The sequence below is a fragment of the Streptosporangium sp. NPDC048886 genome (genome assembly GCF_055586905.1).
The window spans coordinates 78744-99767 of sequence record NZ_JBVJHH010000015.1; the positions used below are offsets into that span (position 1 = coordinate 78744).

At 72.5% G+C, this 21024-nt stretch carries 17 protein-coding genes; 10 read left to right on the forward strand and 7 right to left on the reverse strand.

Features of this window, described 5'->3' with window-relative positions:
• Positions 1-121: 121 nt before the first annotated feature.
• Positions 122-2248, reverse strand: coding sequence for a beta-propeller domain-containing protein (locus tag ACZ6R6_RS20215; protein WP_470095341.1), 2127 nt, complete (start codon positions 2246-2248; stop codon positions 122-124).
• Positions 2249-2335: 87 nt separating this feature from the next.
• Here ACZ6R6_RS20215 and ACZ6R6_RS20220 point away from each other — a divergent pair, with 87 nt between their 5' ends.
• Both ACZ6R6_RS20220 and ACZ6R6_RS20225 read left to right on the forward strand, forming a co-directional pair.
• On the forward strand, positions 2336-3901 hold the full coding sequence (locus ACZ6R6_RS20220; RefSeq protein WP_470095343.1) for a succinic semialdehyde dehydrogenase: 1566 nt from the start codon (positions 2336-2338) through the stop codon (positions 3899-3901).
• Positions 3902-4086: 185 nt separating this feature from the next.
• Positions 4087-5781 carry a GMC oxidoreductase gene (locus tag ACZ6R6_RS20225; RefSeq protein WP_470095345.1) on the forward strand — a complete coding sequence of 565 codons (1695 nt, stop codon included), beginning with the start codon at positions 4087-4089 and terminating at the stop codon, positions 5779-5781.
• 18 nt (positions 5782-5799) lie between these two features.
• Here the strand turns inward: ACZ6R6_RS20225 and ACZ6R6_RS20230 are convergent, their stop codons facing one another.
• On the reverse strand, positions 5800-6267 hold the full coding sequence (locus ACZ6R6_RS20230) for an Lrp/AsnC family transcriptional regulator (protein WP_470095347.1): 468 nt from the start codon (positions 6265-6267) through the stop codon (positions 5800-5802).
• A 69-nt stretch (positions 6268-6336) separates the two neighbouring features.
• Between ACZ6R6_RS20230 and ACZ6R6_RS20235 the strand changes: the two genes are divergently transcribed.
• The 3 genes from ACZ6R6_RS20235 (at position 6337) to guaA (ending at position 11168) form a co-directional block, all read left to right on the forward strand.
• Positions 6337-7725 carry a pyridoxal phosphate-dependent decarboxylase family protein gene (locus ACZ6R6_RS20235; RefSeq protein ID WP_470095349.1) on the forward strand — a complete coding sequence of 463 codons (1389 nt, stop codon included), beginning with the start codon at positions 6337-6339 and terminating at the stop codon, positions 7723-7725.
• A gap of 168 nt (positions 7726-7893) precedes the next feature.
• Complete coding sequence (locus tag ACZ6R6_RS20240) at positions 7894-9414, forward strand: DUF885 family protein (protein WP_470095351.1); 1521 nt, start codon at positions 7894-7896, stop codon at positions 9412-9414.
• Positions 9415-9596: 182 nt separating this feature from the next.
• Positions 9597-11168, forward strand: coding sequence for a glutamine-hydrolyzing GMP synthase (gene guaA / locus ACZ6R6_RS20245; protein ID WP_470095353.1), 1572 nt, complete (start codon positions 9597-9599; stop codon positions 11166-11168).
• Between the two features lie 60 nt (positions 11169-11228).
• Here guaA and ACZ6R6_RS20250 read toward each other — a convergent pair whose 3' ends face one another.
• On the reverse strand, positions 11229-11636 hold the full coding sequence (locus ACZ6R6_RS20250) for a hypothetical protein (RefSeq protein ID WP_470095355.1): 408 nt from the start codon (positions 11634-11636) through the stop codon (positions 11229-11231).
• A 58-nt stretch (positions 11637-11694) separates the two neighbouring features.
• Positions 11695-12063: a nuclear transport factor 2 family protein gene (locus tag ACZ6R6_RS20255; protein WP_470095357.1), complete on the reverse strand. Its 369-nt coding sequence runs from the start codon at positions 12061-12063 to the stop codon at positions 11695-11697.
• A gap of 269 nt (positions 12064-12332) precedes the next feature.
• Between ACZ6R6_RS20255 and ACZ6R6_RS20260 the strand changes: the two genes are divergently transcribed.
• Positions 12333-13589 carry an acyltransferase family protein gene (locus ACZ6R6_RS20260; RefSeq protein WP_470095359.1) on the forward strand — a complete coding sequence of 419 codons (1257 nt, stop codon included), beginning with the start codon at positions 12333-12335 and terminating at the stop codon, positions 13587-13589.
• Here the strand turns inward: ACZ6R6_RS20260 and ACZ6R6_RS20265 are convergent.
• The gene (locus ACZ6R6_RS20265) at positions 13496-14368 is read right to left on the reverse strand and encodes a polysaccharide deacetylase family protein (protein ID WP_470095363.1); all 873 of its coding nucleotides are present in this window, start codon (positions 14366-14368) and stop codon (positions 13496-13498) included. The genes ACZ6R6_RS20260 and ACZ6R6_RS20265 overlap by 94 nt on opposite strands.
• 391 nt (positions 14369-14759) lie before the next feature.
• On the opposite strand from ACZ6R6_RS20265, the gene ACZ6R6_RS20270 reads away from it, so the two are divergent.
• Genes ACZ6R6_RS20270 through pseH form a run of 4 tightly spaced genes read left to right on the forward strand, consistent with a single transcriptional unit; the run spans position 14760 to position 18886 of the window.
• Positions 14760-17033 carry a hypothetical protein gene (locus ACZ6R6_RS20270; RefSeq protein ID WP_470095365.1) on the forward strand — a complete coding sequence of 758 codons (2274 nt, stop codon included), beginning with the start codon at positions 14760-14762 and terminating at the stop codon, positions 17031-17033.
• A 52-nt stretch (positions 17034-17085) separates the two neighbouring features.
• Positions 17086-17352 (forward strand): acyl carrier protein, encoded by a 267-nt coding sequence (locus ACZ6R6_RS20275; protein ID WP_470095366.1) that lies wholly within the window; start codon positions 17086-17088, stop codon positions 17350-17352.
• On the forward strand, positions 17349-18392 hold the full coding sequence (locus ACZ6R6_RS20280) for an HAD-IIIC family phosphatase (RefSeq protein ID WP_470095368.1): 1044 nt from the start codon (positions 17349-17351) through the stop codon (positions 18390-18392). The genes ACZ6R6_RS20275 and ACZ6R6_RS20280 overlap by 4 nt, the downstream gene beginning before the upstream one ends.
• Positions 18393-18397: 5 nt before the next feature.
• A complete protein-coding gene (gene pseH, locus ACZ6R6_RS20285) occupies positions 18398-18886 on the forward strand; it encodes a UDP-4-amino-4,6-dideoxy-N-acetyl-beta-L-altrosamine N-acetyltransferase (protein WP_470095370.1) in 489 nt (162 codons plus the stop codon).
• 231 nt (positions 18887-19117) lie between these two features.
• On the opposite strand, the gene ACZ6R6_RS20290 is transcribed toward pseH, so the two are convergent.
• Both ACZ6R6_RS20290 and ACZ6R6_RS20295 read right to left on the reverse strand, forming a co-directional pair.
• Positions 19118-20230, reverse strand: coding sequence for a PseG/SpsG family protein (locus tag ACZ6R6_RS20290; protein ID WP_470095372.1), 1113 nt, complete (start codon positions 20228-20230; stop codon positions 19118-19120).
• Complete coding sequence (locus ACZ6R6_RS20295; protein ID WP_470095374.1) at positions 20227-20964, reverse strand: cytidylyltransferase domain-containing protein; 738 nt, start codon at positions 20962-20964, stop codon at positions 20227-20229. Before ACZ6R6_RS20295 ends, ACZ6R6_RS20290 begins: the two co-directional genes overlap by 4 nt.
• Between the last annotated feature and the right edge of the window lie 60 nt (positions 20965-21024).

Consider the following 21024-nt stretch of genomic DNA (forward strand, 5'->3'; position numbering starts at 1 on the left):
ACGGCCCCCGCCGCGGAGGCGGGGGCCGCGCGGGGCCGTTCCCGGACAGGACCGGGCTGGTTCCAGGCGGGCCGTTCCCGGGCGGGACAGGGCCGGCCCCTGTCCCGAGGATCTCCGGGCGCTAGTCGAAGGGGATCCAGGCCCGGTCGGCGAGGCTGTTCATGTCGCTGACCTTCAGTCCCAGGTCGGAGACCGTCCAGAGGCTGTCGCCGATGACGACCGAGCGGCGGATGCCCGGTTCGTAGGCGGCCACGCGGGCGTCGCCGGTCGCCTTGGGCCGGGGGTGGACGATGGTGCCGACCTTGGTGACGGCCGAGTCGTCGATCTTCAGGACGAGCGCGGCGCCGTTGGTCTGCTCGGTGCCGTTCCAGGTGTTCAGCGGCAGGACCGCCGTGCCCGTCCTGGCCCAGTAGAGGAAGGCGTGCGGGTCCCACTCGGCCTCGGAGCCGGAGTCCTTCTGGAACATCTGCGACAGACGGCGCGGGGCGGCCGGGTCGCCGACGTCGAACAGCGAGACCTGGGTGCCGAGCGTGCGGCCCTTCTCGCTCGCCTCCTGCCCGAGGCCGATCAGCCGCCCGTCGCCGGCCGGGTGCAGGTAGGCGGAGTAGCCGGTGATCTTCAGCTCACCCGTCTTCCGCGGCGCCGCCGGGTCGCGCAGGTCGAGGGTGTAGAGCGGGTCCACCTGCTTGAACGTCACCACGTAGCCGACCGGGCCGATGAACCGGACGGAGTAGATCCGCTCGCCGTCCCCCAGGCCGCCGACCTCGCCGACCTTGGCCAGGGTGTCGGCCTTGAGCACGTAGACGGCGCTGGAGCTGTTCTGGCCGGAGGTCGAGGTGGTGGCGACCCGCAGGTACCCCTCATGCTCGGACAGGGAGTACTGGTTGAGCAGCCGGCCGGGCACCTTGCCCGAGGCGACGTAGCGGGGCGCGCCCGGCGCGCTGATGTCGAACCGGTGGACCTCGGTCTCCTCCGGCGGCTCGGCCGGCCTCGTCGCGGTCACGGTGGGGTCGGCCGGCACCGGGGTGGCGGTGGCCGTGGGGTCGGCCGGGGTGGGCGAGGCCGGGGCCGGGGTGGGGTCGACCGGTGCCGCGGAGGGGGCCGCCGGGGAGGGGTCCGTCGTGGAAGGGGAGACGGTCACCGTCGGCTCCGTCGGCACCGGCTCGACCTGCGGGGCCTGCTCGGTGGCCGGGGCCGTCGGCGCGTCGTCGACCACCGGCGGCTCGATCGGCCGGGGCCACCACCAGCTCGGGTTGCTGGTCACGTACAGGCTGGAGCCGGTGCCGTAGACCGTGTCGCCGTCGGCCGCCACGCTGACCGGGGAGGTCTCCGCGAGCCCCTGGGACAGGTCGAAGCTGTGCACGGTCAGCATCGACGTGCCGCTGTAGTCCGCGGGGTGGCTGACCTGCTCGCACTTGACCGAGCCGGTGGAGGTCGCGCCCTTGGCGTCCGCCGTCTCGAACGTCGGCAGCCACGCCTCGATCGGCGCCTTCTTGATGATGTCCGCGTTCCGGCGGGTCCGCTCGTTCTCCGAGACGTCGGGGCCGTGGTCCGGGAAGTCGATCCGAGGCTGGCTGCGGACCACGATCCGCACCGTCGAGCCGACCATCCTGGCGTCCACGTGGGAGCCGTCCGGAGTGAGCGAGCCCATCACCTCCGGCTTGCCGGACAGGTCGACGAGGACGTAACGCGGTCCCGGGCTCGCCGGCCGCTTGGCCATCGCGCCGAACGGGATGATCCCGCCGCCGGAGAACAGCACCAGCGCCCGGTCCCCGCTGACCAGCAGGTCGGCCGGGGCCCACGCCTGCTCGGCGTCCACCAGCTTGAGCGTGCCGGTGACCTTCCTGGTCGCGGCGTCCACCACCCGCAGCACACCGCGGTTGACGGTGATCACCCGGTTGCCGTCGGTCTTCACCAGGTCCGGCTCGTCGACCCCGGCCTCGTGCACGTTCGTGGTCGAGTGCTCGGGCGCGGGGACCTTGGCCCGGGCCGTGGCGACATCCGAGCGGCTCTCCATGTACATGATCTGCGGGCCGGCCAGGCCCCACGGCCCGACCCGCTTGGCCGCCGCCGTCCGCAGCCCGGCCAGCATGTCGTCGCAGCCGCTGTAGGAGACCAGTTTGATGTCGCCCAGGTCGACCGGTGTCGTACGGCCCGCGCCGCGTTCCGTCTCTGTCGGGCTGCACGCCGTGGCGAGCAGGGCGGCGGCCAGGGTGACGGCGCCCGCCGTACGGATCGATGTCCTCATGCCCCCTACGACGGATCGACATCATGTCCGGTTCAACCCGTTACCGACCGGTAGCCACAGATGGGTAGCCCAGAATATTCTTCGCGCATGGCTGTCACTCTCGGAGCTACCCGGACACTCGACCCAAGCATGATCGAACGCGTCGTCCGGCAGGTGACCTCCAGCGGGAAGACGCAGACGATCACCGCGCCGTTCACCGGCGAGCCTCTCGCCGAACTGCCCGTCTCCACCGCCGAGGACGTCCGCGCCGCCCATGCCAGGGCCCGCGAGGCGCGCGAGGCGTGGGCCGCGCTGCCCGTGCAGGAGCGGATCAGGCCCTTCCTCCGCCTGCACGACGCCATCCTCGACCGGCGCGAGGAGATCCTCGACGTGGTCCAGTGGGAGACCGGCAAGGCCCGCAGGCACGCCTTCGAGGAGGTCCTCGACGTGGCGGGCTGCACGCTCTACTACGTGCGGCGGGCACCCGGCCTGCTCGCGCCCAGGCGCCGCGCCGGCATCTTCCCCGTCGCGACCAAGACGGTCGAGGTGCGCCGGCCCAAGGGGACCGTGGCGCTGATCTCCCCGTGGAACTACCCGCTCTCGCTCGGCGTCACCGACGTCGTCCCGGCCCTGCTCGCGGGCAACGCCGTGGTCCACAAGCCCGACACCCAGACCGCGCTGTCCACGCTGTGGACGATCGACCTGCTGGTCTCCCTCGGGATGCCCCGGGAGATCTGGCAGGTCGTGCTCGGCGAACCCGCCGAGGTCGGCGACGCGCTGATCGACGGCGCCGACTACGTCGCGTTCACCGGCTCGACCCGGGGCGGCCGGAAGATCGCCGAGGCGGCGGCCAGGCGGCTGATCGGCTGCTCGCTGGAGCTCGGCGGCAAGAACCCCATGGTCGTCCTCGACGACGCCGACCTCGACATGGCCGCGCAGGGCGCGCTGCGTGCCTGCTTCACCAACGCCGGGCAGCTGTGCATCTCCATCGAGCGGCTCTACGTGCACGAGGCCGTGCACGACGCGTTCGTGGAGAAGTTCGTCCGCCAGACCCGCAACATGAAGCTCGGCGCGGGGCTCGACTGGAGCGTGCAGATGGGCTCGCTCACCTCCCAGCGCCAGCTCGACGCGGTCAGCGCCCACGTCGACGACGCCGTCGCCAAGGGCGCGGAGGTCCTCGCCGGGGGCAGGGCCCGCCCCGAGGCGGGCCCGCTGTTCTACGAGCCGACGATCCTGGCCGGCGTGGACGAGAGCATGAGCCTGTGCCGCGAGGAGACCTTCGGCCCGGTCGTGTCGATCTACCGGTTCTCGGGTGAGGACGAGGTGGTCGAGAGGGCCAACGACACCGTCTACGGCCTCAACGCCTCCGTCTGGACCCGCGACCTGTCCCGCGGCCGCGCGCTGGCCTCCCGGATCAAGGCAGGGACCGTCAACATCAACGAGGGGTACGGCTCGGCCTACGCCTCCTACGACGCCCCCATGGGCGGGATGAAGTCCTCCGGCCTGGGCCGCCGCCACGGGGCCGAGGGCCTGCTGAAATACACCGAGGTGCAGACCATCTCCAGCCAGGCCTCCTGGATGGGCTTCGAGCCGATCCTCGGCATGACCTACGACAAATACGCCGACACCCTGTCGGGCCTGCTCAAGACCATGAAGAAGTTCCACCTGAAGTGAGGCCCGCGTGGCCGGGGCGCGGCCGGTGACGGCCGCGCCCCCGCCGGTGGCCCTCACGCCGGCCTGCCGGTGATCGTCACATCTGTTCGCCGGTGGCCGTCATGCGGGTCACGGGAATCGGGGGAGCGGTGCGGGGAGGCGGCGCCCCCACCGCGGTCCGGTCGTCGCCCGAAGGGAGTCCGCGGATGTTCGACTACGACGTGCTGGTGATCGGCTCGGGGTTCGGCGGGAGCGTCTCGGCGCTGCGGCTGACGGAGAAGGGCTACAAGGTGGCCGTGCTGGAGGCCGGCCGGCGCTTCGACGAGAGCACGCTGCCCCGGACCTCCTGGCGGGTCCGCGACTTCCTGTGGGCGCCGGGGCTCGGCCTGAAGGGCATCCAGCGCATCCACGTGCTGCGCGGCCAGAAGGGCACCGGCGTCATGGTCCTGGCGGGCGCGGGGGTCGGCGGCGGCTCGCTGGTCTACGCCAACACCCTCTACGAGCCCCTCGACCCGTTCTTCCAGGACGCCCAGTGGTCGGGCATCACCGACTGGAAGGCCGAGCTCGGCCCCTACTACGACCAGGCCAAGCGCATGCTGGGCGTGGTGCTCAACCCGACCGTCACCCGCGCCGACGAGGTGATGCGGAAGGTCGCCGACCGGATGGGCGTGGGCGACACCTTCCATCTGGCCCCCGTCGGCGTCTTCTTCGGCGAGCCGGGCGTCGAGGTCGACGACCCCTACTTCGGCGGCGCCGGGCCGCGCCGCAGGGGCTGCACCGAGTGCGGCGAGTGCATGACCGGCTGCCGCCACGGCGCCAAGAACATGCTCGTCAAGAACTACCTCTACCTGGCCGAGAAGGCCGGGGCCAAGGTCCACCCGGAGACCACGGTCACCTCGGTCCGCCCGGTGGAGGGGGGCTACCGGGTCGAGGTGAGCAAGACGGGGGCGCCCTGGCGCCGCCGTACCCTCACGGCGGAGCAGGTGATCTTCGCGGCCGGCACGTACGGCACGCAGCGCCTGCTGCACCGCCTCAAGGCCGAGCGGGTCCTGCCCCGGCTGTCCGACCGGCTCGGCGCTCTGACCCGGACGAACTCCGAGGCGCTGCTCGGGTTCGAGCGATTGTCGATCGAGGGGGAGAAGCTCAACCGCGGTGTGGCGATCACCTCCTCCATCCATCCCGACGCCCACACCCACATCGAGCCCGTCCGCTACGGCGACGGCTCCAACGCGATGGGCATGCTCCGCTCCCTTCTGATCGACGGCGGCGGCGGCGCCCCCCGCTGGCTCAAGTTCCTCGGGGAGGCCGCGCGCCGGCCCCATCTGGTGCCGAGGCTGTTCGACCACCGCAGGTGGTCCGAGCGCGCGCTCATCGCCCTCGTCATGCAGGCGAAGGACAACTCGATCACCCTGTCGGCGCGGAAGGGGACGTTCGGCTGGAGGCTCCGCTCCAGGAGGGGCCACGGCGAGCCCAACCCCACCTGGCTCCCGGCCGGTCACCGGTTCGTCCGGCACGCCGCCGAGGAGATCGGCGGCATGCCCGGCGGCTCCTGGCTCGACCTGTTCGACATCCCCGCCACCGCGCACTTCCTGGGCGGCTGCGCCATCGGCGCCGACCGCGACAGCGGGGTGATCGACGCCTACCACCGCGTCCACGGCCACGAGGGGCTGCACGTCGTCGACGGCTCCGCCGTCTCCGCCAACCCCGGCGTCAACCCCTCCCTGACGATCACCGCCCAGGCCGAACGCGCCATGGCGCTCTGGCCCAACAGGGGAGAGGCCGACACCCGTCCCGCCCCGGGCTCCCCCTATGTCCGGCTGTCGCCCGTCGCCCCCAAGCACCCGGCCGTCCCCGCCGCCGCCCCCGGCGCGCTCCGCCTGCCCATCGTGGACATCACCTAGCCCGCCGGCCGGGACCGCTCAGCCGACGGGGCGCTGGAGGGGCTGGTGCTCGGTCCTGAAGATGAGCGTCGTCTCCAGGTGCACGATCTCGGGGCGGACCAGGAAGCGGTCCAGGATGAGCCGGTGCAGGTGGTCGGCGTCGGGGACGGCGACGTGGACCAGGAAGTCCTGCGGGCCGGCCACGTGGAAGAGGGCGACGGTCTCGGGCAGGCCGAGCACGAAGGCCCGGAGCGGGTCGACGAGCTGGCTGGTGTGCGGGCGGACCCGCAGGGCGAGCATGGCCTGGAGCGGGCGGCCCAGGGCCGTCGGCTCCGTCTCGGCGCGGAAGGCGGTGATCACCCCGCGCCGGCGCAGGGCGCGCACCCGCTCCAGGGCGGTGGAGGGGGCGACGCCGACGCGCTCGGCGAGGTCCTTGTTGGGCAGGCGCGCATCCTTCTGCAGCTCGGCCAGGATTGCGCGGTCGATCGAATCCAGTGCGGTGTTCATCGAGTTTTCTGCTCCAGAATTCGGCATAGCTGGTGATTTGCCGTAGATTCGACCAGTATCTCGCATGTGATGTGGAACGTTGAAGAGTTCATGCGCGCCGCGACCGTGACCGTCGACGGGCTGGCCACCTACGTGGACGAGAGCCAGCGGGGCCTGCCGCCCGTCCTGCGCCGCCGGCCGCCGCGGGAGCTGGCCGAGCGGCTCGGGCTCGCGCGGTGGATCCGCGAGGGCGGGATGACGCCGGACAGCTACGCGGACTTCCTCGCGGCCTACCTGGACGAGGGGACCCGGCTGCACCACCCCGCCTACCTCGGCCACCAGGTCGCCGCCCCCGACTTCCCGGCCGCGCTCGCCGACTTCGTCCACGGCGCCGCCAACAACCCGATGGCGATCTACGAGATGGGCGCCTCGGCGGCGACCGTCGAGTTCGAGGTCCTGCGCTGGATGCTGGACAAGGTGGGCTTCGGGGAGACGGGCGGCGGGGTGCTCACCCACGGCGGGTCGCTGGCCAACCTCACCGCGCTGCTGGCCGCGCGCGCGGCGGCCGCGCCGCAGGCGTGGACCGAGGGGGTCCCCGCCGACCTCGCCCTGCTCGCGCCGGCGTCGTCGCACTACTCGCTCACCCGCGCCGCGGCGATCCTCGGCCTGGGGGAGCGGGCCGTCATGCCGCTGGACGTGGACGAGCTGGGCAGGATCGACGTCGCCCGCCTGCCCGAGGCCCTGGAGCGGGTACGGCGGGCGGGCCGGCGGCCGATGGCCCTGGTGGCCAACGCCTGCTCGACGGGGACCGGCCTCTACGACGACCTGCGCGGCGTCGGCGAGTTCTGCGCCGCCAACGGCGTCTGGTTCCACGTGGACGGCGCCCACGGGGCGTCGGCGCTGCTAGCCGGGGAGCACCGGCACCTGCTCGACGGGATCGAGCTCGCCGACTCCCTGATCTGGGACGCCCACAAGATGCTGCGCACCTCCAGCCTGGCGGCGGCGGTCCTGACCAAGAGGGAGGGTGACCTGGACGCCGCCTTCCGGCAGCGGGCGAGCTACCTGTTCTACGGCGACCAGGGCTTCGACCTGATCGGCAGGACCGTGGAGTGCAGCAAGGCCGAGCTGGGGCTGAAGATCTTCCTCAACCTGGCCTGGCGGGGTGAGGTGGGCCTGGGCGACTACGTCGCGCGGCAGTACGCGACGGCGCACCGTTTCTGGGAGCTGGCCCGGGAGCGGCCCGGCTTCGAGTGCCCCTACGAGCCGGAGAGCAACATCGTCTGCTTCCGGTACGGCACCGCCGACCAGGCGGCGATCCGCGAGGACCTGATGGCGGACGGCGCCTTCCACCTCACCTCGACCGAGGTCGGCGGAGTACGCCATCTCCGGGTCACCGTGATGGCCCCCGCCACGGACGACAAGACGCTGGAGCAGCTGCTCGATCTGATCGGCGAGCGGGGCGGCCCGGCCGACGGGTGACGGGCCCGCCCGCGGGCCGTCAGGCCGGCCGGTGGCGGACCCGGACGTCGGGCTCGACGTCGACGGCCGGTCCTGGCCGGCGTCGCAGTCGCGACCGGGAGATCCCGGGCCGCCCGCGCGCCGATCGTCCGTACCCGCCGCGGGATGTCCTGGGATAGCGTCGCGTCCATGACCGAACTCGACAGCCGCCTGCGCGCGGTGTGTGATCTGGCCGTCGCCGACGTCCGCGAGACGGCCGGCCGGCACGAGTACGACGGCCGGATCCAGGACCTGTCGCCCGAGGGCGTGCGCACGGGGCTGGCCGCGCTCGGCGAGGGGGAGGCGCCCGCCGACCCCTACGACGCGGCGCACCTGCGGATCTTCGAGGAGGCCGCCCGGGTCCGGTTCGGCGAGCTGGAGCTGCACCGCCGCAGCCCGCTCGACCACCTGAACAACCTCGACCTCGCCGCCTACGACCGCGACTACGCCCCCGAGGCCGAGCGGACCGCCGCCAAGCACGCCCACCTCGCCCGCTGGCCGGAGGCCGTGGAGCACGCCGTCGCCTCGCTCGACCGCCTCAGCGCGCCGGTCGCGGCCGCGCTGCTGGGGGCCGTGCGAGGGCTGGCGGCCGGAGTGCCGGCCGAGGCGGAGGAGTCCGTGCGCGAGGCGGCGCTCAAGGCGCACACCCGCCTGGTGGAGCACGTCGAGGAGGCCGCGCGCTCCGGCGACCCGGACGCCTCTCTCGGCGCGGAGGGCCTGTCCCTGCTGATGGGCGCGGGGGACGGCCTCCAGGTGGACCTGGGCGCGCTCGCCGCGCGGGCCGACGCCGAACGCGACCGCCTCATGGCGCGGCTCACCGAGGCGTGCGCCGAGCTGGACTCCGGCGGCCGGCCGCCGCTGGAGGTCGCGCGTGAGCTGGTCAGGCAGCACCCCGGCATCGACGGTGTGATCGACGCGGCCAGGGCCGGCACCGAGCGGGCGATCGCCTTCACCCGCGAGAAGGACCTGGTGCCCTACAACGACGGCGAGTGCCTGGTCGGCCTCGCGCCGGAGTCGCGCCGGTGGGCCATGGCGATGATGAGCTGGTCGGCGCCCGGCGAGCCCGACGGCCCGTCCTGGTATCACATCACCCCGCCCGACCCCTCCTGGCCGGAGCGCGAGATCGAGGAGTGGCTGGAGGTCTTCAGCGAGACCACCCTGCCGGCGATCAACGTGCACGAGGTCGCCCCGGGCCACTTCTCCCACGGCCGGGCCCTGCGGCACGCCCCCTCCGAGGTACGGCGGACGCTGATGTCGACGGCCTTCGCCGAGGGGTGGGCGCACTACGCCGAGGAGCTCTGCGTCGAGGAGGGCTACGCGCCCGGCGACCCGCGCTTCGAGATCGGCGTGTGGCTGGAGGCGTTGATCCGGGTGACCCGCCTGGCCTGCGCCGTCGGCGTGCACACCGGCGCGATGACCGTCGAGGAGGGCGCCCGCCGCTTCGAGGCCGACACCCACCTCGCCGGCCCCGCGGCGCTGTCGGAGGCGGCGCGGGCCACCTTCGACCCGACCTACGGCCGCTACACCTGGGGCAAGCTGGAGATCCTCGACCTGCGCGAGCGGGCCAGGGCCGAGTGGGGCGCCGGGTTCACCCTCAAGCGCTTCCACACGGCCATGCTCGGCCTCGGCTCCCCTCCGCTGGGCCTGCTCGGCCACGCGCTCCGCGGCTAGCCGTGCTCACCTGCTCGGTCACGCGCTCGGCGGCTGGCCGTGCTCACCGCTCCGGGCGCCGCGGGGTTCCCCCCGGGGCGCCCGCCCGGCCCCCGGGGCGGCGGGACGGAGCGGGTCTTTGCCCGCGTTTTCCGCCTACGCGTAACCGTGCTGACAAGCGCCGATAGACTGGATACACCGCTGTGTTTCCTTTGGGGGTCTTGGTGTCTGAGTTCGACACGGTCCTGGTCGTCGACTTCGGTGCGCAGTACGCGCAGCTCATCGCACGACGGGTGCGTGAATGCCACGTCTACTCCGAGATCGTCCCTTCGACGATGCCGGTGGAGGAGATGATGGCCAAGAAGCCCAAGGCCATCATCCTGTCCGGTGGTCCCTCGTCGGTCTACGCCGAAGGCGCTCCCGCCGCGCCCGCCGGCCTGTTCGAGACCGGGGTGCCGACCTTCGGGATCTGCTACGGCTTCCAGGCCATGGCCCAGGCCCTCGGCGGCCAGGTGGCCCGGACGGGCATCGCCGAATACGGCGGGACCCAGCTGGACGTGGTCCAGGAGGGCGTCCTGTTCGCGGGGCTGCCCGTCAAGCAGTCGGTCTGGATGTCCCACGGCGACAGCGTCGCCGCCGCCCCCGAGGACTTCCTCGTCACCGCCGCGACCGCCGAGACGCCGGTCGCCGCCTTCGAGCACCCCGGCAAGGGCCTGTACGGCGTGCAGTTCCACCCCGAGGTCCTCCACTCCGAGCACGGCCAGGCCGTGCTGAAGCACTTCCTCGACGCGGCGGGCTGCCGCCCGTCCTGGACGATGCTCAACATCGTCGAGGACGCCGTCGATGCGGTCCGCGCCCAGATCGGCCCGGAGGGCCGCGCCATCTGCGCGCTGTCCGGCGGAGTGGACTCCGCGGTCGCGGCGGCCATGGTGCAGCGCGCCATCGGCGACCGCCTGACCTGCGTGTTCGTCGACCACGGGCTGCTGCGCAAGGGTGAGGCCGAGCAGGTCGAGCGGGACTTCGTGGCCGTCACCGGCGTCAAGCTCCGCGTGGTGGACGCCCAGGAGCGCTTCCTCAAGGCGCTCGACGGGGTCACCGACCCGGAGGAGAAGCGCAAGATCATCGGTCGCGAGTTCATCCGGGTCTTCGAGGACGAGCAGCGCGCCATCATCGCCGACGGCCCGGTCGACTTCCTCGTGCAGGGCACCCTCTACCCCGACGTGGTCGAGTCCGGCGGCGGCACCGGCACCGCCAACATCAAGTCGCACCACAACGTCGGCGGTCTCCCCGACGACCTGCAGTTCTCGCTGGTGGAGCCGTTGCGCGCGCTGTTCAAGGACGAGGTCCGCCGAGCGGGCGAGGAGCTCGGCCTGCCCGCCGCGATGGTCTGGCGCCAGCCGTTCCCCGGTCCCGGCCTGGGCATCCGCATCGTCGGCGCGGTCACCCGCGACCGCCTGGAGATCCTCCGCGAGGCCGACGCCATCGCCCGTGAGGAGCTCTCCCGCGCCGGTCTCGACCGCGACATCTGGCAGTGCCCGGTCGTCCTGCTCGCCGACGTCCGCTCGGTGGGCGTCCAGGGCGACGGCCGCACCTACGGCCACCCGATCGTCCTGCGCCCGGTCTCCAGCGAGGACGCCATGACCGCCGACTGGTCCCGGGTCCCCTACGACGTGCTCGCCCGCATCTCCACCCGGATCACCAACGAGGTCCGCGAGGTCAACCGCGTGGTGCTCGACGTGACGAGCAAGCCGCCGGGCACCATCGAGTGGGAGTAGGAGACGTACGGCGCGGCCCCCGGAGATCCCTCTCCGGGGGCCGCGCCGTTTCTCCCGTCCTCACCGGGCCTTGCGGAGGCCGAGATACTGCAGGGCGGCGAAGCCGCCGACGGTGGCCGCCTGCATGAGGACCCAGGTGGCGCCGAGGGTCGTGACCTCCAGGCCGCCGAGGGCCAGTTCGGCGACGCTGACCACGCCCCACAGGGCGTTGAGGGTGACGGCCGCCAGGACCGCGGCCCGGTTGACCGCGGCCGGCATCGAGATCAGCCAGACCGCGACGCCGTAGACGGTCAGGAAGGCGCCGATGCCGTACTGGAGGGAGACCGGCAGCCCGAGCAGGTCGTTGATCGGAGCGGCCAGGGCGAGATAGGCCAGGCCGTTGACGGTGGTGACGACGGCGTCCAGGCGCAGGGCCAGGCGGACGAGCCGGTGGGTGTCGGTGACGGGGCGGGCGGCGACGGCGGTCATCTCGGAAACAGCCTTTCCTGGTGGGAGGACGCGGGGGCGGGAGGCGCGGGGCCGGCCGTCAGAGGGCGGCGGGGACCTGGTCGAGGAAGCCGTGGACGGTCTGGATGCGGCCGTCCTCGGTCAGGACCGCGACGTCGAAGCCGATCACGATGGCCTCGCCGCCCTCGGGGCCGAGCTTCCAGGTGAAGCGGGCCACGTCGTGGTGGGCGTCGACGTCGCCGCCGGGGGTGAAGACCAGGCCGGGGAACTGCTGCTGGACGGCGGCGATGGTGGCGTCGATGGCGTCGCGGCCGGTGGCGTCGACCAGGGGGTCGACGTAGCGGGCGTCCTCGGCCCAGATGGCGTCGATCTCCGCGCGGCGCTCGGCGGCGTCGGTGATGTTCCAGGTGGCCAGGTAGCGCTCGACCAGCTTGGCGGTGTCGTTCATGTCGTCCGTCTCCTTGCTCTGTTTGCTCTGTCCGTGTTTCCTGCTGTTGTTCTCGCAGGTCATTAAGTTACGGAGATCGGCCGTACGCGGAATCCGTCATCCACCGGTACTTACCGGGCCTCCTGCGGCCCGACTTAGGTACGTCCGGGACCGGCCTAGGTACGCGCCGGGATTACGGGCTGTCCGCGTGAGCGTGAGACGGGCGGCCGTATCGGCGGAGATGGCTATCCGACCAGTTTCGGCATTTCTGTCCAGGTAAGTTGGGGCAGGTGCCGCCAACAGACACCGATGTCAGATCTTCCGCCGCACCCGCCGCCCGGCTGGCCTGGCTGGACGCGCTGCGCGGGCTCGCCGCCGTCGCGGTGCTGCTGGAACACCTGCTGCCCGGGTTCATGCCTCAGCTCCAGCCGTACTGGTTCAACCTCGGCATGTACGGCGTGCTGGTCTTCTTCCTGGTCAGCGGCTACATCATCCCGGTCTCGCTGGAGGGGCGCGGTGACGTCCGCGCCTTCTGGATCAGCCGGGTCTTCCGGCTCTACCCGGTCTACCTGCTGGTCGCGGCCGCAGTTCTGATCATGGCCTTCTGGGTCCCGGTCCGCGAGCAGGTGCCCCGTGACCTGTCGTCGGTCTCGGCGCACCTCACGATGCTGCTGGACGTGGTCCACCTGGGCGGGCTGGCCGACACCATGTGGACGCTCTCCTACGAGATGGTGTTCTACCTGCTGGTCACCGCGCTGTTCGTGCGCGGCCTGCACCGCCGGAGCGGGACCTTCGCCGTGGCGGCCGGCGCCGTGGCGGTCGCCGCCGGGCTGGCGCTTACCGCGCCGCCGCTGGCGGGCCCCTGGCCCGCCTACGTTTCGGGCGTGCTCTTCCTGGTGGGAATGGTCTGCCTGATCAGTGGCCGGTTCCGGACCGCCGCCGCCTACGTCCTCGGCGGGATGTCCGTGGTGTTGCTGCTTTTCGGCAGCTTCGTGCCCTGGCTCGGGGCGGCGATCCTCGCGGTGATGTTCACCGGGACCGCGATCCGCCGCTGGGAGCAGGGCGCGGGCGGGCTCCGGCCGGTGGCCGCCGCGACCGTCCTGGTGGCGCTGGCCCCGGTCTGGTCGGACCAGGCGGGCTGGTGGTGGGTCCAGCCGGGCGTGTGGTTCACCACGATGGCGCTGGCGGGGGCGACGTTCGCGGGCGCGATGGCCCTGCGCCACCGCCGCCTGCCCCGGTTCCTGGTCGGGCTGGGCCTGATCAGCTACTCGCTCTACCTCCTGCACCACCCGCTGCTGAGGCTCGCGCACGTCGCCGTCGGGGACGTGCGGGCCATGCAGCCGGTGGTGCAGGTGTCGCTGTCGGCGGGTTTCGTCGCCGTGGTGATCGGCCTGAGCTGGCTCACCCACCGCTACGTCGAGCTGCCGATGCAGCGGCTGGGCAGGCGGGTGGCTCAGAGGCCGTCGACGGGCGACTCGGCGCTCTCGGCGTCCTCGGCGGGGGTGTCCGCCGTCAGCCCGTCGTCCTTCTCGCTGCCGACCGGGTAGATGTCGGCGGCCTGGAGGTCCTTCGCGCCGCGCAGGGAGGAGACCGCGACGACGTGGTAGCCCTGCTTCTGCAGCGCGGTCAGCAGCTTGGGCATCACCTTGACGGTCTGCTCGACCCAGTCGTGCATGAGGATGACGCCGTCACGCTTGGCGTTCTTGAGGACCTCGTCGTAGATGGCCTTCTCGTTCTTGGTCGCCCAGTCGCGGGAGCCGCCGTTCCACAGCACGATCGGCATGCCCATCTCCGTCGCGACCGTCTTGACCCGGTCGTCCATCTCGCCGTACGGCGGGCGGATCATGGTCGGCGACTTGCCGGTGACCTGCTTGACGAGCTCCTGGGTCTTGGTCAGCTCCTCGCGGATCTTGTCCTCCGACACCTCACGCAGGTGCGGGTGGGTGTAGCTGTGGTTGCCGAGGTCGTGGCCCTCGACGGCCATCCGCTTGGCGAAGGCCGGGCGGGACTTCACGTACTGGCCCTCAAGGAAGAACGTGGCCTTGGACTTGTACTTCTTGAGGGTGTCGAGCAGCTTGTCGGCGTACTTGCCCGGGCCGTCGTCGAAGGTCAGCGCGATGCACTTGACCTTCGCGCAGTCCACCGGCGCGACCTTGGCGGCGGACTTGGCCTTGTCCGACGCCGTGGTCTTGGCCGTGGTGGTGGCCGTGGTCGTGGTGGCCGCACCAGCGGCCTTGGGCTGGTCCGCGCTCCAGGCGGTGGTCGGCGCGGCTATCAGGGCCAGCGCGCAGGGGATGGCCAGCAGCATTCGAGCGGGAGGCTTCATGAGGGGAGCTCCGGGTGATACGAGAGTTGCGGGCGGGACAGAAAAAAGCATCTTATCCGGACACTTCGCCCAAACGGTGGGGGATCAATCGGCTGCCAGCTGATGTTCAGGCTTCTGCCAGCCGGCACTCAGGGAAAGCCGTCTCCCCGGGCGCCGTTAAAGCCTCGGCAAGAGCACGGTGCGCGGAAGGCGGATCGCGGGGGCCGGCCCCGCCCCCGGAAAGATCATTGTAGCTGGGGCGCGGGTGCCGCCCGGGGCCGGCACGGCCATGCGCGACGGGCGGTGGATCATGGACACGGCGACACTGGTCGCGGGCGCGGAGCAGGCCGAGAGGTCGCCGGCGTCGCCGCGGCGCGGACCGCGGTCACGGCCGTGGAGACGGTGGCTCACGGTGGCCCCGGGCGTGGTCGCCGGGCTGGTGACCGCCGGGACACTGCTGGCCCACGCCACCCCGGCCAGGGCGATCGGCCTGTTCGCGATCTACGTCGCGCTCTGCCTCACCCTCCCGGGGACCCTGCTCTGGCGGGCTCTCACCCGGCTGCCGTCCCCACCGGCCGTCGACCTCGCCGCGGGCACGGCGCTGGGGTACGCGCTGGAGATCCCGCTCTACCTGGCGGCCCGCGCCGCGGGCCGGCCCGGGCTGGTCGTGCTCGGCCCGCTGGCCGTGATCGTGGTCTTCCTCGTCCGTCCCCGCCTGCGCCGGCACTGGCGCTCCAGCACGGCGGCGCGGGTCCCCGCCGGGGCCGCGGCCGCCATGGCCGGGGTGTTCTGCTTCCTCGTCGTCTCCGGCGCTCTCACCTTCTTCGGCGCCAACGGCCCCCGGTGGCCGGGGAACGCCGCCCCGCACGTCGACATGCCCTTCCACCTCGCACTCGTCGCGGAGCTGCGCAACCACCTGCCGCCGACCGTCCCCCACGTGCTGGGCGAGCCGCTGTCCTACCACTGGTTCGTCTACGCGGACATGGCCGCCGCGAGCTGGGTGACGGGGATCGACGCCCAGACGATCCTGTACCGTCTCGCGGTCCTGCCCATGGTGGCGGTCTCCGTCGTGCTCCTCCCGGCCACGGCCCTCATGGTCACCGGGAGATGGCGGGCCGGCGTCCTGGGACTGCTCGTCACCTACTTCGCCGGCCCGCTGAACCCGTACTCCAGGTCGGCGGAGGACTTCCCCGGCGGCCCGCTGGACGCGGTCCTGGCCTGGTCGAGTCCCACCCACACCTTCGGCGCCGCGATCTTCGCCGCTCTCGCCCTGCTGGTGGCCGCCCTGCTGCGGGAGCGGGCGCCGGGGAAGGCGATCTTCGTGCCGGTGGTCGCGCTGCTCGCCGTCCTGACCGGGGCGAAGGCCACCTACCTCCCGCTGCTGGCCGCAGGCGTCTGCCTGCTCGCCGCGGTGGACTGGGCGCGGTTGAGACGGGTGGACCGCACCCTCGTGACACTCGGCCTGCTCACCCTCGCGGCACTGGCGTTCGCCCAGGCCGTCATCTTCGGCGGGGCGTCCCAGGGGCTGGGGGCGCGGCCGTTCTCCACGGCGGTCAGAAGCCTCGGGAAGATCGTCTCCGGTGTGGACGTGAACGGTCCGTGGGCCGTCCCCGCCGCGCTCTCCCTGATCTTCCTGCTGGCCTGGGCCGTCATCTGGGCGGGTGTCTTCGGTCCCCGGCCCGCTCCCGGCTCAGGGGCGGACCGGACGCTGACGTTGTTCCTCGGGATCGGGCTGGGCGGCGTCGCCGCCATGACGCTGCTCGGGCACCCGGGCCTGAGCCAGTTCTACTTCCTCAGAGCGGCCCGGCCCTACCTGTCGATCGTCGCCGCGGCGGGCGTCCTGGCCGCCCTCGCCACGGTCCCCCGGCGCCTGCGCGCCCTGGTGGCCTGCGCCTGCGTGGTGGCCGGCGGGACGACGGCGGGGGCGGTCGGGGCGGCGGTGCCGGAGTCCCCGCCCGACCTCGCGGCCCTCGGCGGTGTGGGGTTCGCCGTCGCCCTGGCCCTGCCCTGGGTCCTGTTGTGCACGGTGCCGGCCGCCGCCCTGTTCCTGCTGCGGCGGGCGGAGTGGAGGCGGGCGGCCGTGATCCTGGTGATCGCGGGCTTCTCCGTGCCGTCGGTGGTCCAGTCGGCGGCCAGGGCGCTGTCCCCGGAGCCCGCACCGCAGCGGTGGGAGATGCCCCGGGCCGGCCTGGAGGCCGCGCGGTGGGTGCGCGACCACTCGGGCGTCGACGACGTGGTGGCGACCAACGCCCACTGCCGGTTCAGCTCCACGTACCCGTCCTGCGACAACCGGCATTTCTGGATATCTGCCTACACCGAGCGCCGGATCCTGGTCGAAGGATGGGGCTACACGGCCCGGACCATGGGGTCGCTGACCGACGTCGACCGGCAGACCATGCCGCTGCTGCCCTTCTGGGACGGCGGACTGCTGGCGGCCAACGACGCCGTCTTCACCGCCCCCACCGCCCAGGCGGTCGGCTCGCTCAGGGAGAGGTACGGCGTGCGCTGGCTGCTGGTCGACGGCAGGCGTCCGGCGGTCTCACCGGACCTGGGGCGCTTCGCCGAGCTCCGTCACGAGAAGGGGCTTTTCGCGGTCTACGAGATAACCGCCGGAACACCGGACGGGTCATGGTCTCCCACGCACCCGTTTGATTACAGTACGCTTTCGCGGCGACGCCCAGCGTAACTTCGGCGCCTGCCGTGACCGGAGGCTTGCCGCGACCGAAAGGGTGATATCGGTGCAAGATCATATCGACGCGCGGATCAGGGCATTCATCGAACCCCGCTTCCCCGGCCGGAGCTGGCGCGATGACGACGACATCTTCGCCCTGGGGTTCGTCGACTCGATGTTCGCCATGGAGGTGGTGGTGTTCGTCGAGCGGACCTTCGCGGTGACGGTGCCCAACGAGGAGCTCCACATGGACAACTTCCGCAGTGTCCGGTCCATGGCGGCGCTGGTGCGGCGGATCTCGGCCGCCCCGCGGACGGGGGGCGTGCCCGCATGACCGCGAGCGTCGACAGGCCGGGCCTGGTCAAGTGCCTCGTCTGGGACCTGGACGACACGTTGTGGGACGGCGTCCTGCTGGAGGACGGGGAGGTCACGCTCCGGCCCGGGGTCGCGGAGGTCATCCGGGTGCTCGACGAGCGGGGGATCCTGCAGTCGATCGCCAGCAAGAACCACAGCGAGGCCGCCATCGAGCAGCTGGAGCGGTTCGGCCTGCGCGACTACTTCCTCGTCCCCCAGATCGGCTGGAGCCCGAAGTCCGAGTCCGTGGCGGCCATCGCGGAGTCCCTGAACATCGGGATCGACACGCTGGCCCTCATCGACGACCAGTCGTTCGAGCGGGAGGAGGTCGCCTTCAGCCATCCCGGGGTGCTCTGCCTGGACGCCGGCGACGTGTCGAGGATCCCGGAGATGCCGGTCTTCACGCCGAGGTTCGTCACCGACGACTCCCGCAACCGGCGCTCGATGTATCTGGGGGCGGAGCTCAGGGACGCCGCCGAGCGCGAGTCCGGCGGGACCAGCGAGGACTTCCTGGCCACGCTCGACATGACCTTCACGATCTCCGTGGCGGGCGAGGCGGACCTCCGGCGCGCCGAGGAGCTCAGCGTCCGGACCAACCAGCTCAACTCCACCGGGATCACCTACTCCTACGAGGAACTGCGCGGATTCGCGCGGTCCCCCGGCCACCTGCTGCTGGTGGCCGGCCTGGAGGACAGGTTCGGCTCCTACGGGAAGATCGGCCTCGGCCTCGTCGAGCGCGGGGCCGAGATCTGGACGCTCAAGCTGCTGCTCATGTCCTGCCGGGTGATGTCCCGGGGCGTCGGGACGGTCCTGCTGAACCACGTCATGCGGTTGGCCCGGGAGGCCGGCGTGCGGCTCCAGGCGGAGTTCCTGCCCAACGACCGTAACCGGGTGATGTTCGTGACCTACCGCTTCGCGGGCTTCCAGGAGGTGGGGACCCGGGGCGACCTCCAGATCCTGGAGTCCGACCTCAGCCGCATCCAGGACCCTCCCGCCTACCTCACGGTCCGGACCGGCTGACCGCCGTGCTCAGGAGAGCGCTCGGGCACGAGAGCGAGATGATCCGGCGGTGGCGCAACCATCCCCGCGTGCGGGGGGTCAGCTTCACCGCCCACGAGATCGGCCAGGAGGAACACCGCAGGTGGTGGACGGCGACGATGGCGGACACCACGCGCCGGATCCTCGTCTACGAGCACGACGGCGTGCCCAGCGGGGTGGTGAACCTCTTCGACCACGACGTCCGGGCGCGGACGGCCGGGTGGGGCTTCTACCTCGACGTCGACGGGCTCGGCGAGCGGGGCGAGCTCCTGGCCGCCTGGATGCGGATCGAGGGCGAGGCCGTCGAATACGCCTTCGCCGAGCTGGGGATCAGCACGTTGCGCGGGGAGGTCCTGGTCCGCAACGAGGCGGTCCGGACCCTGCACCGCCGCTACGGCTTCGCCGAGGTGGGCACCTACACGCGCGAGGTGGACGGGGTCGAGGAGCCCGTCGTCGTCATGGAGCTGCTGCGGTGACCACGGTCACGGCTACGGCCCGGCGGTGTCCACGGCTACGGCGGTAGTCGCGGTCATGGCGATGGTCACGGTCACGGCTACGGCCCGGCGGTGTCCATGGCTACGGCGATGGTCACGGCGGGCGCCGTCACCGTGACGGCAGGCCGCCGGCGGCCGAGGTGGTCGCAGGGGGAGCCGGAGGCCGACTGCCGGGGCGATCACAGTGGGGACAGGCCGCCGGGGCCGGGGCGATCACGGTGAGAGCAGGACGTCGGCGACCCTCGCCCTGCCCTCGCCGTCGACCAGTTCGGGCCCCCGTGCGCCGAGCCGCCGCCGGGCCCGCGGGCCGGTGAGCAGCTCCCGCAGGCGCGTGCGGGCCGGGCCGTCCAAGCGGGCCAGGGCGTCGAGACGGCCGAGCCCGGCGGCCAGGCCGCGCGAGACCACCTCCTGGTAGCCGGGCCGCTGGTTGTCGGCCACCCAGCCGAGCGCGGCGGCCTTGCCCAGGTAGAGGAGCTCCCACACGCTGCTGCCGGCCGCCGTGACGACGAGGTCGGCCGCCGAGATCAGGCGGGGGAGGTCGTCGGCGGGAGGGATGCCCCGGATCACCTGGCCCTCCGCCGGCCGGAGGTGGTCCAGCACCCCCTCGCGCGGGGTGACGACCGTCGCCTGGAACGGCACGCCCGTGGCGATGAGCTCCCCCGTCACGAGGGGGGCCGCCCCGGCCGCGTCGGTGCCCCCGAAGAAGCACAGCACCCGGGGCGGTCCCCCGGGCTCGGCCGCTTCCCTGGGCTCGGTCGACCTCCGAGGTCCGGCCGGGTCTCCGGATCGGGTGGGATTCCCGGGGGCGGGCGTCTGCCCGGGTCCGGCGGGATTCCCAGGCTCGGGCGGCGTTCGGCGGCGCAGGCGCCGTACGTCGTCGCGGAGGAGGGCGTAGCGCACCCCGGCGAGCCGGACCGATCCGGCGGGAGTGCCGCCGCGCCGGCGCTCGGCGCCGAGATTCTGGTCCAGGTAGATGTCGGCGTCCTGGCCGCGCTCGTCGCCGTCGACGACGGCCAGCACCCTGACCCCGGCCTCGCGCAGCGCCCCCGAGCAGCGGGGGTCGAGGTCGTAGGAGTCGATGACCACGGCGTCGAGCGCGAGGCGGCGGGCGGCCCCGACCATGGCGGCCGCACTGTCCGGCCCGGGGAGCAGCCGCAGGCCGCGCCGGGCGAGCTGCCCGCCGGCCCAGTCGAGCCCGCCCATGTCGCCGAGGACGACGACCTCCACCCGCCGCCCGCGCAGCTCCTCGGCGAGGGCCAGGCAGCGCATCAGGTGGCCGACGCCCCGGGCGGCGCCGGCGTCGCACCGGATCCCGACGCGTCTCACGCCTGTTCCAGGGACTTCTGCCGCACGCCGGCGTTGAGCGCCACGACCTCCGGCCGCTCCCGCAGCCACCCGACCAGGGTCCGCAGCGGCACCGGACCGTCTCCGAAGTGGTCGACGACCGTCTTGATCAGCTCCCAGTCCTCCACGGTGTCGAGCGTGAGGCGCAGGTCGGCGTCGCCCGGGGGGAACATGAGGCCGGCGATCCGGAAGCGCTCGGCGTGCGTGTAGACGTATGACGTCACGTGGGTGCGGTGGTGGCCGGTGGCCGCCGCGTCGAGGCTCCGGAGCGCCTCCGCGGAGATGATCTCCACATCCAGCCCCCTGGGCAGGGTCCTGGGCTGGGGGCTGGTGCTCAGGTAGTCGAGCGTGGGCGTGGCCCGCCAGGTGCCCACCGCCATCGCGATGATCTCCGGGTCGAGCAGCGGGCAGTCGGCCGTCAGGCGCATGACGGCCTCGCACTCCACCCGGTCGAGGACACCGAGGAAGCGGGTCAGCACGTCGTCCACCGGACCGCGGTGCCAGGGGACCCCGAGCCGCTCGCACTCCGCGACGACGGCGTCGTCGGCGGGCTCGGCGGTGGTGGCCACCACGAGGTCGTCGAGGACCCCGCCGCACGAGGCGGCGCGCACGACCCGCTCCAGGACGGTGCGCCCGCCCAGCCTCCGCAGGACCTTCCCCGGCAGGCGGGTGGACCCCATGCGGGCCTGAATGACTCCGGCGATGTGAACGGCCAAAACATTTCCTAACTCGGTTGGACGGTGATGATGCTGCGTTATGCTACGAGCTTGTCACTG

Excerpts from the sequence above, each read along its gene's own strand:
- ACZ6R6_RS20250 (WP_470095355.1), bottom strand. The coding sequence starts at position 11,636 with ATGACCGCCGTCGCCGCCCGCCCCGTCACCGACACCCACCGGCTCGTC.
- ACZ6R6_RS20230 (WP_470095347.1), bottom strand. The coding sequence starts at position 6,267 with ATGAACACCGCACTGGATTCGATCGACCGCGCAATCCTGGCCGAGCTG.
- ACZ6R6_RS20280 (WP_470095368.1), top strand. The coding sequence starts at position 17,349 with ATGACCGCGAGCGTCGACAGGCCGGGCCTGGTCAAGTGCCTCGTCTGG.
- ACZ6R6_RS20255 (WP_470095357.1), bottom strand. The coding sequence starts at position 12,063 with ATGAACGACACCGCCAAGCTGGTCGAGCGCTACCTGGCCACCTGGAAC.
- ACZ6R6_RS20265 (WP_470095363.1), bottom strand. The coding sequence starts at position 14,368 with ATGAAGCCTCCCGCTCGAATGCTGCTGGCCATCCCCTGCGCGCTGGCC.
- ACZ6R6_RS20215 (WP_470095341.1), bottom strand. The coding sequence starts at position 2,248 with ATGAGGACATCGATCCGTACGGCGGGCGCCGTCACCCTGGCCGCCGCC.
- ACZ6R6_RS20220 (WP_470095343.1), top strand. The coding sequence starts at position 2,336 with ATGGCTGTCACTCTCGGAGCTACCCGGACACTCGACCCAAGCATGATC.
- ACZ6R6_RS20235 (WP_470095349.1), top strand. The coding sequence starts at position 6,337 with ATGTGGAACGTTGAAGAGTTCATGCGCGCCGCGACCGTGACCGTCGAC.
- ACZ6R6_RS20225 (WP_470095345.1), top strand. The coding sequence starts at position 4,087 with ATGTTCGACTACGACGTGCTGGTGATCGGCTCGGGGTTCGGCGGGAGC.
- ACZ6R6_RS20240 (WP_470095351.1), top strand. The coding sequence starts at position 7,894 with ATGACCGAACTCGACAGCCGCCTGCGCGCGGTGTGTGATCTGGCCGTC.